The sequence below is a fragment of the Geobacillus sp. CAMR5420 genome (assembly GCF_000691465.1).
GTDB lineage: Bacteria > Bacillota > Bacilli > Bacillales > Anoxybacillaceae > Geobacillus > Geobacillus thermoleovorans.
Genome location: NZ_JHUS01000045.1, coordinates 1 through 14,048, shown reverse-complemented (window position 1 = coordinate 14,048; position 14,048 = coordinate 1). Strand labels below are relative to the sequence as shown.

General features: G+C 52.0%; 12 protein-coding genes and 1 pseudogene. 12 read left to right on the top strand and 1 reads right to left on the bottom strand.

Annotation, left to right across the window (positions count from 1 at the left end; translation table 11 throughout):
- Positions 1–245 precede the first annotated feature (245 nt).
- The 7 genes and pseudogenes from DI44_RS06735 to DI44_RS06765 all read left to right on the top strand — a co-directional run bounded on the left by DI44_RS06735 (position 246) and on the right by DI44_RS06765 (position 6,733).
- Positions 246–1,196 (top strand): nitronate monooxygenase, encoded by a 951-nt coding sequence (locus tag DI44_RS06735; protein ID WP_033025615.1) that lies wholly within the window; start codon positions 246–248, stop codon positions 1,194–1,196.
- Between the two features lie 186 nt (positions 1,197–1,382).
- Positions 1,383–2,525, top strand: coding sequence for a Glu/Leu/Phe/Val dehydrogenase (locus DI44_RS06740; protein ID WP_033025613.1), 1,143 nt, complete (start codon positions 1,383–1,385; stop codon positions 2,523–2,525).
- A gap of 230 nt (positions 2,526–2,755) precedes the next feature.
- Positions 2,756–2,869 (top strand): annotated as a pseudogene (locus DI44_RS19465) (ABC transporter substrate-binding protein); the annotation flags it as partial.
- 14 nt (positions 2,870–2,883) lie between these two features.
- The gene (locus DI44_RS06750) at positions 2,884–3,876 is read left to right on the top strand and encodes an ABC transporter permease (RefSeq protein ID WP_033025611.1); all 993 of its coding nucleotides are present in this window, start codon (positions 2,884–2,886) and stop codon (positions 3,874–3,876) included.
- Positions 3,851–4,645 (top strand): ABC transporter ATP-binding protein, encoded by a 795-nt coding sequence (locus tag DI44_RS06755; protein WP_033025609.1) that lies wholly within the window; start codon positions 3,851–3,853, stop codon positions 4,643–4,645. The genes DI44_RS06750 and DI44_RS06755 overlap by 26 nt, the downstream gene beginning before the upstream one ends.
- A gap of 25 nt (positions 4,646–4,670) precedes the next feature.
- Positions 4,671–5,741: a pyruvate dehydrogenase (acetyl-transferring) E1 component subunit alpha gene (gene pdhA, locus DI44_RS06760; RefSeq protein WP_033025608.1), complete on the top strand. Its 1,071-nt coding sequence runs from the start codon at positions 4,671–4,673 to the stop codon at positions 5,739–5,741.
- On the top strand, positions 5,738–6,733 hold the full coding sequence (locus DI44_RS06765) for an alpha-ketoacid dehydrogenase subunit beta (RefSeq protein ID WP_033025607.1): 996 nt from the start codon (positions 5,738–5,740) through the stop codon (positions 6,731–6,733). Before pdhA ends, DI44_RS06765 begins: the two co-directional genes overlap by 4 nt.
- A gap of 139 nt (positions 6,734–6,872) precedes the next feature.
- Here DI44_RS06765 and DI44_RS06770 read toward each other — a convergent pair whose 3' ends face one another.
- A complete protein-coding gene (locus tag DI44_RS06770; RefSeq protein WP_033025606.1) occupies positions 6,873–7,397 on the bottom strand; it encodes a gamma carbonic anhydrase family protein in 525 nt (174 codons plus the stop codon).
- Between the two features lie 406 nt (positions 7,398–7,803).
- Between DI44_RS06770 and DI44_RS06780 the strand changes: the two genes are divergently transcribed.
- The 5 genes from DI44_RS06780 to DI44_RS06800 all read left to right on the top strand — a co-directional run bounded on the left by DI44_RS06780 (position 7,804) and on the right by DI44_RS06800 (position 13,680).
- The gene (locus tag DI44_RS06780) at positions 7,804–9,294 is read left to right on the top strand and encodes a peptide MFS transporter (protein ID WP_033025603.1); all 1,491 of its coding nucleotides are present in this window, start codon (positions 7,804–7,806) and stop codon (positions 9,292–9,294) included.
- Between the two features lie 195 nt (positions 9,295–9,489).
- On the top strand, positions 9,490–10,593 hold the full coding sequence (locus DI44_RS06785; RefSeq protein WP_033025602.1) for an ABC transporter ATP-binding protein: 1,104 nt from the start codon (positions 9,490–9,492) through the stop codon (positions 10,591–10,593).
- Positions 10,590–11,534, top strand: a complete 945-nt coding sequence (locus DI44_RS06790) for a sugar ABC transporter permease (RefSeq protein WP_020756022.1) — start codon at positions 10,590–10,592, stop codon at positions 11,532–11,534. Before DI44_RS06785 ends, DI44_RS06790 begins: the two co-directional genes overlap by 4 nt.
- Positions 11,531–12,343, top strand: a complete 813-nt coding sequence (locus DI44_RS06795; RefSeq protein ID WP_020756023.1) for a carbohydrate ABC transporter permease — start codon at positions 11,531–11,533, stop codon at positions 12,341–12,343. The genes DI44_RS06790 and DI44_RS06795 overlap by 4 nt, the downstream gene beginning before the upstream one ends.
- A gap of 17 nt (positions 12,344–12,360) precedes the next feature.
- Positions 12,361–13,680, top strand: a complete 1,320-nt coding sequence (locus DI44_RS06800; protein ID WP_020756024.1) for an ABC transporter substrate-binding protein — start codon at positions 12,361–12,363, stop codon at positions 13,678–13,680.
- Positions 13,681–14,048: the final 368 nt, after the last annotated feature.

Sequence of the window (14,048 nt, the reverse complement as noted above, 5' to 3'; positions counted from 1 at the left end):
AGGGTGCGAAATGTGAGTCTTTACTAAACTCATCAAACGAAATCGTTGCTGTTCATAGAGGGAGCTTTAGCATCAATGGTACTACTTACAATGGGGGGCCGAAAATGATTAAACCGGTATATGATTTTATTCGAGCAGCAATGCAAAATTAACTATAGGAGTGTTTGGAAGTTGAATTAATGGATCGTATGCTTTCCCGATTTTAAAAACATGGACTTACTATTTCTAAAAGGTGTGAACAGATCATGAATGATATTTGCCGTTTGCTTAATCTTCGTTATCCGATCATTCAAGGGGGGATGGGCAACATCAGCAACGCCGAGCTGGCGAGCGCCGTGTCGGAAGCAGGGGGGCTCGGAACGATCGGCGCGGGGACGATGCCGCCTGATGAGGTGGAGGCGCTGATCGTTGAAACGAAGCGGCGCACGAATCGCCCGTTTGCGGTGAACATTCCGCTGCAAGTGACGCCGCACGCCGCGGAGATCGCCGAACTCGTCATCCGCCATCAAGTGCCGGTCGTTTCGCTTTCCGCCGGCAATCCGGCGCCGTGGATTCCGCGTTTTGCGGAACATGGCATCAAGGTGCTTGTCGTCGTCGCTTCGGTCAACCAAGCGCAAAAAGCGGAGGCGGCCGGGGCGGATGTCGTCGTCGCCGAGGGGTATGAGGCGGCAGGCATCAACTCACCGCTTGAGTTGACGACGATGACGCTCATTCCGCAGGTCGTCAGCGCCGTCCGCATTCCTGTCATCGCTGCCGGCGGCATCGGCGATGGGCGCGGGCTGCTTGCCGCGTTGGCTCTCGGCGCCCAAGGGGTGCAGCTCGGCACAAGGCTTGTGGCAACGAAGGAAGCTCCGTTTCATGACGCGTATAAACGACGGCTTGTCGAGGCAAAGGAAAATGAAACGGTCATTGTCGGCCGTTCGGTCGGGCGCATCCGCCGCGTCATGCGCACGCCGTATGTCGAGAAGCTGCTTGAGTATGAACAGCAAGGCATGCCTCTTGACGAGTTTCAACAATATACATCGGAAGATCGTCATCGCCGCGGCGCCCTTTTTGGCGATTTCCATGAAGGATTTATCAATGCGGGGCAAATCGCCGGTTTGATCGACGACGTGCCAACGGTGGCCGAGCTGTTTGAACAAATGATGACGGAAGCGAAAACGCAGTGGCAATCATTATCCGAACTGTTTCGCTGATGTACGAAAGACGCCTGTCAAACGGCGTCTTTTTTTGGCGATGAAAAATGGGGTGGCAGAGGGTTGACACGGGTAACCAACATCGTTACTATAAAAATAGTATAACGTTATTATAACGTAATAATATTTTTTGTTATATTAACTTGAAAACGCTTTCAAGCAGTAAAGCAAAGGAGAGGGGACGCGATGAAGGTCATGCTATCGCCAAACATGTCGCAAAGCTTCGATTTGTTTTTCCAAATGCGTGAGCATGAACAGGTGGTGTTTTGTCTCGATGAAGCGACTGGCCTAAGGGCGATCATTGCCATTCACAGCACCGCGCTTGGGCCGGCGCTCGGCGGCTGCCGGATGCATCCGTATGCGACGACGGAAGAGGCGCTTGCCGATGCGCTGCGGCTGTCAAAAGGGATGACGTATAAATGTTTGGCCGCAGATGTCGATTTTGGCGGCGGCAAAGCGGTGATCATCGGCGACCCGCGCAAAGACAAATCGCCGGAACTGTTTCGCGCGTTCGGCCAGTTCGTGGAGTCATTAGGCGGCCGGTTTTACACGGGCACCGATATGGGGACGACGCCGGACGATTTCGTGCACGCCATGAAAGAGACGAATTGCATCGTCGGCGTTCCGGAAGCGTATGGCGGAAGCGGCGACTCATCCGTGCCGACTGCTGAGGGCGTTGTTTACGGCATTCAGGCGACGAACGATGTTGTGTTCGGCAGCAAGCACTTGCACGGCAAAACGTATGCGGTGCAAGGGCTCGGAAAAGTCGGAAAAAAAGTGGCGCTTCGTTTGCTTGAAGAAGGGGCGGATCTGTATGTGTGCGATTTGAACGAAGCGGCAGTCAAAGAGGTCATGGCGTACGGCAAGCAAATCGGGGCGGCCGTCAAGCCGGTGAACGGAACGGATATTTATCGCGTCCAAGCCGATGTGTTCATCCCGTGCGCATTTGGCGGCGTCATCAACGATGAAACGATCGCCGAGCTGCGAGTGAAAGCGGTCGTCGGTTCGGCGAACAATCAGCTGGCCGACAAACGCCACGCCCGCATGTTGAAAGAAAAAGGCATCGTATATGCCCCCGATTATATCGTCAACGCCGGCGGCCTCATTCAAGTGGCTGATGAACTGTACGGGGCGAACAAAGAGCGGGTGTTGGCGAAAACGAAAGCGATTTACGATACATTGCTCGCCATTTATGCACGGGCTGAATCAGAAGGAATGACGACGGTTGAGGCAGCCGACCAATTTTGCGAAGAGCGGCTCGAGAAACGCAAACGCCGCAATCATTTTTTCACCCACCAAAAGCGGCCGAAGTGGGATGTTCGCCATTAACGTGCATTCATGCGAAAAGATTTATCTGAAAATAAATAATCGTATTATCATTCAAAATAAAAAGTAGAAGAAGTCGTGGGGGGAGAAGGATCATGAACCAGATCGTGTCACGATTGGCCATTCCCGTCTTGTTCGGAGCACTCATGTTCTCTGGCTGCGGGGGAGGGGAAAAGACGGCGACCGATGGCGGAAAAGAAGAAGCGGCGGAGAACAAAACGGTTACGATCGGCGTCACGCCGGAATATCCGAAAAAGCTGAAGCTCGTCATCAATAAACAAGCGGCCGAAAAGCAAGGGATCAAACTGAAGCCGGAGTGGGACCAAATGGCGGAATACATGGAATGAAAGGATGAGTGCTGTTGTTGACATCCATCACAGGAGCAGTGGAATCGGGGCTGATTTACGCCATTATGGCGCTGGGAGTGTATTTGTCGTTTCGTGTGTTGGATTTCCCGGATTTAACCGTGGACGGCAGCTTTGTAACCGGAGCCGCGGTGGCGGCGACGTTGATTGTCCATGGCGTCAATCCGTTTGCCGCGACGTGTCTGGCGCTTTTCGTTGGATTCGCCGCCGGGTGTATGACCGGGCTTCTTCATACAGCCGGGAAGATCAACCCGCTTTTGTCCGGCATTTTAATGATGATCGCCTTGTATTCGATCAATCTTCGCATCATGGGGCGTTCGAACGTGCCGCTTTTGAATGAGAAGACGGTGTTTACAATCATTCAAGAATGGGGGACGAACATCGGACTTGACGCAGCCGCGGCCAAAACATGGGGAATTCTCCTGTCGATGACATTGCTTGCTCTTTTGTTGAAATGGTTCACCGACTGGTTTTTGCAGACGGAAATCGGGCTTGCGATTCGGGCGACGGGCGATAATCTGCGCATGATTCGCAGCCTGTCGGCCAACACGAGTTCGCTCATTGTGTTGGGGCTCGGGCTGTCCAACGCCATGGTCGCGTTTTCAGGGGCGCTTGTCGCCCAGTACGGGGCGTTCGCCGATGTCGGGATGGGAATCGGCATGATCATTATCGGCCTTGCTTCGGTCATTATCGGTGAAGCGGTATTGGGAACGAAAACGATCGCGCGGACCACGCTTGCCGTGATCGGCGGGGCGATTCTATACCGCATTGTCGTGAGCCTTGCCTTGCGCGTCCAATTTCTTGAGACGGGGGATGTGAAGCTGATTACAGCATGCATGGTCGTTTTGGCCCTTGTGGTTCCCCAGCTCGTCCGCCAACAACAAGAGAAAAAACGAAAAGAAGCAAAAAGACGAATCCAAGCCGAGGCGGCAGCGGCGGCCGCTGTTGGAAAGGGTGGGGCGGATGTTGCAATTAAACGGGATTTATAAAGTGTTTCATGAGGGGACGCCGGATGAAAAAATCGCCCTTCAAAACATTCACTTAACGCTGCAAAAAGGCGATTTTGTCACCGTGATCGGCAGCAACGGCGCAGGCAAATCGACGTTGATGAATGTGATTTCAGGAGTGATGTTCCCGGATGAAGGGACGATTTGGATCGACGGTCAAGATGTCACGATGATGCCGGAATACGTCCGTTCTCGCTATATCGGAAGAGTGTTTCAAGATCCGATGGCGGGAACGGCGCCGAACATGACGATTGAGGAAAATTTGGCGATGGCGTACGCCCGCAATCAAACGCGCACGCTCCGCCGCGGGGTGACGAAAAAACGGCGCGATGAGTTTCGCGAGCTGCTCGCCACCCTTCATCTCGGATTGGAGGATCGCCTCGGGGCGAAAGTCGGCTTGCTCTCGGGCGGGGAGCGGCAGGCGTTGTCGTTGCTGATGGCGACCTTCACCGAACCGTCCATTTTGCTTCTCGATGAACATACAGCAGCGCTTGACCCAGCGAGAGCAGAGTTGATCACCAACTTAACAAAAGAGATTGTCGAGCGCTACCGCCTGACGACGTTGATGGTCACCCACAATATGCAGCAAGCCATCGAGTTAGGAAACCGCCTCATCATGATGGATAAAGGGCAGATTATTTTGGAAGTGGATGAAGCGGAAAAGAAGCGCTTGACGGTGGAGAAGCTGTTGGCGGAATTTCGGCGCATTCGTGGGGAACAGCTCGCAAGCGACCGCGCGGTATTGAGTTGATATTGTCAGGATGAGGAGGAATGGTATGGAACTCAACTTCCCGATCGTGCAAGTATTGAATGAAGACGGAACGGTCGTGCAGCCTGAGTATCGTGAACGAATCACAAAACCGTTGACGATGACGATGTACCGTCATCTTATTCGAACGCGGACGTTTGACCGAAAATGTGTCAGTCTCCAACGACAAGGCCGCATCGGGACGTATGTGCCGTACGAAGGGCAAGAGGCGTGTCAAGTTGGAAGTGCGCTCGCGCTCAACGATGGGGATTGGATGTTTCCTACTTATCGCGACCATGGAGCGATGATGACGTTCGGCCGGCCGTTGACGACAACCCTTTTGTACTGGAAAGGGCGGACGGAAGGATGCGTCCCTCCTGAAGGGAAAAAGATTGTGCCGCCAAGCGTCCCGATTGCCACCCAGCTTCCTCAAGCAGCGGGGGCGGCATGTGCGGAAAAGTGGAAGGGAACGAACAACGCAGTCCTTGTGTACTTCGGCGACGGCGCGACATCGGAAGGGGATTTTCATGAAGGGTTGAACTTTGCGAGCGTTTTTGACGCACCTGTCGTCTTTTTCAACCAAAACAACCAATATGCGATTTCCGTTCCGATCACCCGGCAGATGAAGACGAAAACGATTGCCCAAAAGGCGCTGGCGTATGACATTCCCGGCATCCGCATCGATGGGAATGACGTGTTTGCGGTGTATTTCAAAACGAGAGAGGCGCTCGAGCGGGCGAGAAGCGGAGGGGGGCCGACGTTAATCGAAGCGGTGACATGGCGTTACGGCGCCCATACGACATCCGATGATCCGTCCAGATACCGCGACCAGGAAGAGAGCAAGAAACGACGCGAAACGACCGATCCGATCAAGCGGGTCGAACGCTTGATGCAGCGAGAAGGATGGTGGGATGAAGAATGGGCGAATCAAGTGCAAGCGGAAGTAGATGCGGAAATCGAGCAGGCGGTGGCCGAAATGGAACGTTATCCAAAGGCGGATGCGTCGGACATGTTTGACTTTGTGTTCGCCCAACCGACATGGACGATTGCGGAGCAGAAAGAAGCGTATCTTCAGTGGAAGCGGGGGATGGAAAGATGATCACCAAAGTAGGCGTCAAATCGCTCACCATCGTGCAAGCGGTCAATGATGCGCTTCGTACCATGCTAAAAGAGCGTGAAGATGTCATCCTGCTCGGGGAAGATATTGGAAAAAATGGCGGTGTGTTTCGCGCCACCGAAGGATTGCTGGAGGAATTTGGCGAGGAGAGGGTGATGGACACGCCGTTAAGCGAGGCAGGATTTACTGGTGCAGCGATTGGAATGGCGCTTGGTGGATTTCGTCCGGTCGTCGAAATTCAATTTTTAGGTTTTATCTATCCAGCCTATGAACAAATCATGACCCATGCAGCGCGCATGCGTGCGCGGACGAGAGGGCATTTTACCGTGCCCTTGGTCATTCGCGCCCCGTACGGCGCGGGCGTGCGGGCCCCGGAAATTCATTCGGACAGCACGGAAGCGCTGTTTACCCATATGCCAGGCATCAAAGTCGTCTGTCCCGCGTCGCCGTATGACGCCAAAGGGTTGCTCATCGCCGCGATTGAAGACCCGGACCCTGTTCTCTTCTTAGAACCGATGCGCAGTTATCGTGCGTTTCGCGAAGACGTTCCGGAAGGAAAATATACGATTGAAATTGGCAAAGGGAAAAAACTACGTGAAGGGGACGACGTGACCGTCATCGCCTGGGGCGCTATGGTGCCGGTCGCCATGAAGGCGGCGGAAGAAGCGAAGAAAAAAGGGATTTATGCCGATGTCATCGACTTGCGTACGCTTTACCCGCTTGACAAGGACATCATCGCCGAGTCGGTGCAAAAGACAGGGAGAACCGTGATCGTTCAGGAAGCGCATGCGACGGGTGGATTGGCCAATGATATTCTCGCTGTCATCAACGATACTTCGTTTTTCTATCAAAAAGCGCCGGTCGAACGGGTGACGGGATTTGACGTTCCTGTGCCGCTTTTCGCTTATGAAGACGATTATTTGCCAACGCCGTCGCGCGTGCTGCACGCGATGGAAAAAGTGATGCGTTTCTAGTTGCATCCGACATGAATCGGAAGCGCAAAGAAAGAGCCATGCCTTTTCGGCTGGCTCTTTTTCTTTCTTCGATAAGCCGTATGACGGCCGCGTCGATCGTTTTTTGCGCAGCCATCTCGTTGATGGGATGGTGCTGATGTTACTCCCGATGATCGGCCAGCTGTTCGCGATACTCTTTTCCTTTTTGCACGTATGTATCAATCGACAGCTGGATGAGCTCAAGGTCTTTGTCCGTCAGTTCACGCACCACTTTTCCAGGCGAGCCAATGACGAGTGAGCGGGGCGGAATCTTTTTGCCGGACGGAATCAACGTGTTGGCGCCGATGATGCATTCTTCACCAATTTCAGCCCCGTCCAAAATGGTCGACCCCATGCCGATGATCGAGCGCCGGCGGATCGTGCAGCCGTGAAGGATCACATTATGCCCGACCGTCACTTCGTCTTCCACAACGAGCGGCGACCCTTCGTACAAATGGCAGGTCGTATTGTCTTGAATGCTCGTTCGGGCGCCGATCGTAATCGGTCCTTCATCGCCGCGCAGCACCGCATTAAACCAAATGGTCGATTCCGGACCGACGGTGACGTCTCCGATCAAATAGGCTCCCGGGGCAATGAATGCGGTTTCATGAACATTCGGACGTTTTCCGTTATACGGGTATAGCATCCCCACATCCCCCTTCATTTGGTGAACTGTGTCATGATCAGTATAACACATTTTGCACGGGGACGGGCACGATATCTTTTTCCTTAAAAGAAGCGTCGATTCATGTACCAATTGCGGTGAACACAAAGATGCAGATGAGATGGAAAAGAGGAAATGGTGCTGTTGGGGAAACGACGATTCCCTGCCATTGATTATACATGTCAACGAAAAGCGGAAAAAGGTTTTTTCCGATAACGAAGAAAACGGAAAGGGAGAAATATTTTTTTGGAATTTTTATTTAAATAATATTATTTTTCTTAATATTATTGTTTTATTTACCTTACTATAAATCATACAAAATTTTTTTGACAATATAAACATAATGAATTATTATATTAAAAGAATTTAAAGGAGGTAGGTAGTGGTTATGTCACCCATTGATAAGCAACAAATCGCTGCCAGCGTTCCCCAGCGCGGCTTTTTCGGCCATCCGAAAGGGCTGTTTACGCTCTTTTTCACCGAGTTTTGGGAGCGCTTTTCGTACTACGGCATGCGCGCCATTTTAGTGTACTACATGTATTACGAAGTATCGAAAGGCGGGCTCGGGCTTGATGAGCATCTGGCGCTTGCGATTATGTCGATTTATGGGGCGCTTGTGTACATGTCCGGAATCATTGGCGGCTGGCTTGCCGACCGGGTGTTTGGCACGTCGCGCGCGGTCTTTTACGGCGGCCTTCTCATTATGGCTGGTCATATCGCCCTGGCGATTCCGGGCGGGGTGACGGCGCTGTTTGTGTCGATGGCGCTCATCGTCTTGGGAACCGGGTTGTTGAAACCGAACGTTTCGAGCATTGTCGGCGATATGTACAAGCCTGGCGATGACCGCCGCGACGCCGGATTTAGCATTTTTTACATGGGGATTAACCTTGGCGCCTTTTTGGCTCCGCTTGTTGTTGGAACTGCCGGGATGAAGTACAACTTCCACCTTGGCTTCGGACTTGCGGCCGTCGGGATGTTTCTCGGGCTTGTCGTATTTGTGGCGACAAGAAAGAAAAACCTCGGGTTGGCGGGGACGTACGTGCCCAACCCGCTGACGCCGGCAGAAAAGAAAAAAGCGGCTTCGATCATGGCCATGGGGGTGGTCGTGATTGCCGTGCTGCTAGCCATCTTGATTCCGAACGGTTGGTTCACTGTGGAAACGTTTATTTCCCTTGTCGGCATCTTAGGAATCATCATCCCGATCATCTATTTTGTCGTCATGTACCGCAGCCCGAAAACGACGGCGGAGGAGCGGTCGCGCGTGATCGCTTACATTCCGTTGTTCGTCGCTTCAGCGATGTTTTGGGCGATTCAAGAACAAGGATCGACGATTTTGGCGAACTATGCGGACAAGCGGACGCAGTTGGATGTCGCAGGCATCCACTTGTCGCCTGCATGGTTCCAGTCGCTGAACCCGTTATTTATTATCATTTTGGCTCCGGTGTTCGCATGGATGTGGGTGAAGCTCGGTAAACGGCAGCCGACGATCCCGCAAAAATTCGCGCTCGGCTTGTTGTTCGCCGGCCTGTCGTTCATCGTCATTCTCGTGCCGGGGCATTTGAGCGGCGGGGGGCTCGTCCATCCGATCTGGCTTGTGTTAAGCTATTTCATCGTCGTGCTTGGTGAACTTTGCCTGTCGCCGGTCGGCCTGTCGGCGACGACGAAACTTGCGCCTGCGGCCTTCTCGGCGCAAACGATGAGCCTTTGGTTTTTATCGAACGCCGCCGCGCAAGCGATCAACGCCCAGCTCGTCCGCTTCTATACGCCGGAAAACGAAACGGCCTATTTCGGCACGATCGGCGGGGCGGCGGTTGTGTTAAGCGTCATCTTGTTTTTGCTCGCCCCGAGCATTCAGCGGCTCATGAAGGGTGTTCGTTAATATCACGCTGACTTTTGTATCAACAGGGAAAACAGATGATCCAAAAGATTACAAATCTGTGACAGGATGCTCTGCGTTGGCAGAGCGTCTTTTTTTATTCAAAAAATATTTACATAAATCAAAAAATAAGTTCAGATGGTGTTTACAAAAATGGATTACGATGGAATAGAAAAAGAGGAAAGGGGAGAAAAGCGGATGGCGTTTCTTGAGCTGGTCGAGGTGACGAAATCGTATGGAGGCAAAAAGAGCGCGGTCGAGAATGTGAATGTCGCGATTGAATCAGGGGAGTTTTTTGTTCTTGTTGGCCCATCGGGATGCGGCAAAAGCACGATTTTGCGGCTGATCGCTGGCCTTGAGCCGCTGACATCAGGATATGTGCTGATCGATGGGCAGGTGGCGAATGATTGGCCCCCTCACGCCCGCCGGTTATCGATGGTCTTTCAAAATTATGCGCTATATCCCCATTTGACGGTGGAGCAAAATATGCGGATTGTCTTGCAGGCGCAAAAGGTGCCGAAAGAAGAACAAGTGAAACGTTGCATGGAAGCGGCGGAATTGCTTGGATTGACCGATGTGCTGCATAGGAAGCCGCGGGAATTGTCAGGGGGGCAGCGTCAACGCGTTGCCTTAGGGCGAGCGATTGTCGCGCAGACTCCGCTTTGTTTGATGGATGAACCGCTCTCCAATTTAGATGCCAAGCTGCGTGCGAAAATGAGGAGCGAGCTTCGACGTTTGCAACGTCAGCTCGGCATGACTGTGATTTATGTCACGCACGATCAGACGGAAGCGATGACCATGGCTGACCGGATGATGATTTTGCATGACGGCCGTCCGCAACAAATCGGCAGTCCGCTTGATGTATACAATAGCCCAGATAACACGTTTGTCGCTTCATTTATCGGAACACCGCCGATGAATTTGGCGGAAGCGCATGTGCTGAACCATTCCCTCTTATTGCAAAACGAGCGGCCCATCCATCTTCTGCGTCGTTCTTTGCCGAAGGCTGAACGGGTGATCGTCGGACTGCGGCCGGAACATATTGAGCCGGCGGAATCAGGAGAAGAATCTATGGCCGTCAAAGTCAGCCATGTCGAGTGGCTCGGCAATGAAACGTTAGTGACGTTTGAGTTGGCAAAAAATCTTTATTGGACAGCACGATGGAATGGACAATGGCGCATCCGCTTGGGAGAGGTGGTGCCATTGACGTTTGATGAGCAGGATTTCCTGTTTTTCGATGCGTCTGGAAAGCGAATTGGAGCCCCGTCCATCAAGCGGGAGGAGGTGCGGGTTCACCAATGAATGAGCGTGTTTCAACGGTTCCCTCCCCAGCGTCATGGTCGGTCCGGACGAAGCGGGAGGCGCGGCAGGCCGCAATAAAATCGTGGTTGGAAGGGATGGTGTATCTTTGTCCTTCGCTCCTACTGTTTGGCGTGTTTCTCTTTTACCCGTTGGGGAGAACGATGTATTTAAGCGTGTTTCACACCGATTATCAAGGGCACCCGACGGAATTTGTCGGTTTGGCGCATTTTGTTGCTCTTCTTCAAGATGCATCGTTTTGGCATAGTTTGAAGGCGACGGTTCTATTTGCGGTGCTCACTGTCCCGACGACGGTCGCCGTTTCGTTCGGTTTAGCGTTGCTCGCTCATGAAACACGGAAAGGAATCGGGATCTTTCGGACGATTTTTGCCTCTACGATGGGGATGAGCGTGGGAGTCGCTTCGGTGATTTGGATGTTTATGTACAATCCGGCGATCGGGATCATCAATCGTTTGGTGTCTGCGATCGGCGGGACTCCTGTTTCATGGCTTCTTGACCAGGACACGGCATTGTATGCGGTGGCGGCGGCGACGATTTGGATGAATATCGGACTGACCTTTTTATTGTTGCTGGCCGGTCTGCAAAACATCGATCCATCCTTGTACGAAAGCGCCCGCATCGCTGGAATGAGCTATTGGCGACAGTTGTGGACAGTGACTGTGCCGCTGTTGTCGCCGACGTTGTTTTTTGTCACGACGGTCTCGCTTATTCAAGCGCTGCAAACGTTTGGACAAATTGACTTTTTAACGAAAGGCGGGCCGGTGGAGGCTACGAATGTGTTCGTTTACGCGATTTACCGGGAAGCGTTCGTCAACTATCAGTTTGGTTCCGCGAGCGCGCAAGCCCTTGTCCTTTTTCTCATCATCGCCATCGTCACGTTTTTGCAGTTTCGGTTTGCTGAGAGGAAGGTGCACTACCAATGAAAATAGCGCGGGCAACGGCTCACTATGTGTTGTTATGCCTATGCTCGGTTGTCATCTTGTTTCCAGTGGCTTATGCTCTTCTGATGAGTTTGATGGATGGAGCCGCTATTTTGTCAGGACGCCTATGGCCTGAGAAGGGGACATTGGTCAATTATGAGGCCGCGTTTCAACAGGCTCCGCTTGGGAGATATTTATGGAACAGCTTTTTTGTGGCTTTCATGATTACAGTGGGGCGCCTCATCGTGTCAAGTCTCGCCGCTTTCGCTTTTGTGTTTCTCCGTTTTCCCGGTCGGGATCGGTGGTTTTACGTGTGCATTGCCACGATGCTCGTTCCGTGGGAAGCGACTGTGATCCCAAATTTTTTGACCATCCAAGCGCTTGGCTGGACAAACCATTACGCAGGACTCATCGTGCCGTTTTGGGCGATGGCATTTGGCATCTTTTTATTGCGGCAACAGTTTAAGCAAATTCCGCACGAGCTGTATGAGGCGGCGCAGTTGTCTGGGGTGGGGAATTTCCGCTTTTTTTGCCGCGTCGTGCTGCCGCTTTCAAAAACGAGTTTGGTGACGCTGGCTGTTTACAGTTTTTTGGACGCTTGGAATATGTATTTATGGCCGCTGCTCGTTACAAACGATGACCGTGTCCGCACCGTGCAGATCGGGCTCAAGCAGCTGCAGACGCAAGAGATCGCCAGCAGCTGGGGCGTCGTTATGGCAGCGGCGGTTATCGCGATGCTTCCAACTTTGTTGCTGTTGTTTGCTGGACAGAAGCAATTGCGAAAAGGGCTTATGCAAGGAGCGATTCAATAGCGAGGAGGAGAAACAAGATGAGAAAGGTTTTAGCCAGTTTCTTAGCTTTAATGTTTATTGGATTTGCCGCGGGATGCTCAAGCGAAGATGCGGGCAAAGCGGCGGGAGGCAAAACAGAAGTGGTGTTTTGGCATTCGATGAGCGGGGATTTGGAGCCGGTCTTAAATGACATTGTCGCTGATTTTAACCAAACCCATCCAGAGATTGAGGTGAAGCCAGTATTTCAAGGCACCTATGAGGAGGCGCTGACGAAATGGAATGCGGCAGCAGGGACAAAAGACGCCCCGACGATCATGCAGACGTTTGAAGTCGGAACAAAGCATATGATCGACAGTGGAAAGATTGTTCCAGTGCAAACGTGGATCGATAAAGACAAGTATGATGTCTCACAATGGGAGAAAAACATTGTCAATTATTATACCGTGAACGGGCGGATTTACTCGATGCCATTTAACTCATCCACCCCTGTACTCATTTATAACAAAGATGCGTTCCGCGAAGCCGGGCTTGATCCGGAAAAACCGCCTCTCACCTATAGCGAGTTGAAGGAAGCGGCGAAAAAGCTGACAAAGAAAAAAGGAAAAGAAACCGAACGGTACGGATTCTCGATTTTGAACTACGGCTGGTTTTTTGAAGAAATGGTGGCCGTACAAGGCGGACTGTATGTGAACAACAACAATGGACGGAGCAGTGATGCGACAAAAGCGGTATTCAATGGAGATGAGGGGAAGCGCGTATTTGAGCTGATCAGCGACATGTACCGAGACGGCACGTTTTACAACGCCGGTCAAAACTGGGACGACATGCGCGCCGCCTTCCAAGCAGGAAAAATCGCCATGTATTTGGATTCGTCCGCTGGTGTAAAAACGTTGATCGATAACTCGCCATTTGACGTTGGCGTTTCGTATTTGCCTGTCCCGGATGGCGTGGAACGTCAAGGCGTCGTAATTGGCGGCGCTTCGCTCTGGATGATGAAAGGAAGCAGCGAAAAGGAGCAAAAAGCGGCGTGGGAGTTCATGAAATACTTGACAACCGCTCCTGTCCAAGCTGAGTGGCATGTGCGCACAGGGTATTTTGCCATTAACCCGGCTGCGTACGATGAGCCGCTCGTCAAAGAGGAGTGGGCGAAATACCCACAATTAAAAGTGACGGTGGATCAGCTGCATGAAACAAAATCAACCCCTGCTACCCAAGGGGCGCTCATCACCGTCTTCCCTGAATCTCGGCAACATGTCGTGAAAGCGATGGAACGGTTGTACGAAGGAATCGATCCGCAAAACGCGCTCGATCAGGCGGCGGAAGAGACAAATCGGGTGTTGCAGGAGGCCGGAAACTGACCTGACCAACCGGACAAGCGTCCAGGTGGAGCTGCCGGATAGGCAAATCCAATGCTCGTTCGGGAAACCGATCTCCTTAATCAGTGAAGGGTTCTGCAAGGACCAGGCATGGACAAGGGCATTTACGTGTAATGTCATACGGAACGATTAGCGATGGCAAAAAAGATTGCCATCGCTAATCGTGTTGATCGGAAAGTTATTCTAAAAAATCAAATAAATAATTTTTTCCAAACTGTAGGGTGCGAAATGTAAGTTGTATCGATTTTATTTTCTTAAATATTGCTTTTTTATCTTAATTAGGCGAGAAGACTCCCACTTCAACGAAGCGAAGCGGAGTAAGTGGGAGAGGAATCGCCTTAACTATATTT

Bases quoted from the DNA above. Each gene is read 5' to 3' on its own strand.
- DI44_RS06735 (WP_033025615.1), top strand. From the start codon at position 246: ATGAATGATATTTGCCGTTTGCTTAATCTTCGTTATCCGATCATTCAA.
- pdhA (WP_033025608.1), top strand. From the start codon at position 4,671: ATGGAACTCAACTTCCCGATCGTGCAAGTATTGAATGAAGACGGAACG.
- DI44_RS06795 (WP_020756023.1), top strand. From the start codon at position 11,531: ATGAAAATAGCGCGGGCAACGGCTCACTATGTGTTGTTATGCCTATGC.
- DI44_RS06780 (WP_033025603.1), top strand. From the start codon at position 7,804: ATGTCACCCATTGATAAGCAACAAATCGCTGCCAGCGTTCCCCAGCGC.
- DI44_RS06790 (WP_020756022.1), top strand. From the start codon at position 10,590: ATGAATGAGCGTGTTTCAACGGTTCCCTCCCCAGCGTCATGGTCGGTC.
- DI44_RS06765 (WP_033025607.1), top strand. From the start codon at position 5,738: ATGATCACCAAAGTAGGCGTCAAATCGCTCACCATCGTGCAAGCGGTC.
- DI44_RS06800 (WP_020756024.1), top strand. From the start codon at position 12,361: ATGAGAAAGGTTTTAGCCAGTTTCTTAGCTTTAATGTTTATTGGATTT.
- DI44_RS06755 (WP_033025609.1), top strand. From the start codon at position 3,851: ATGTTGCAATTAAACGGGATTTATAAAGTGTTTCATGAGGGGACGCCG.
- DI44_RS06740 (WP_033025613.1), top strand. From the start codon at position 1,383: ATGAAGGTCATGCTATCGCCAAACATGTCGCAAAGCTTCGATTTGTTT.
- DI44_RS06770 (WP_033025606.1), bottom strand. From the start codon at position 7,397: ATGCTATACCCGTATAACGGAAAACGTCCGAATGTTCATGAAACCGCA.
- DI44_RS06785 (WP_033025602.1), top strand. From the start codon at position 9,490: ATGGCGTTTCTTGAGCTGGTCGAGGTGACGAAATCGTATGGAGGCAAA.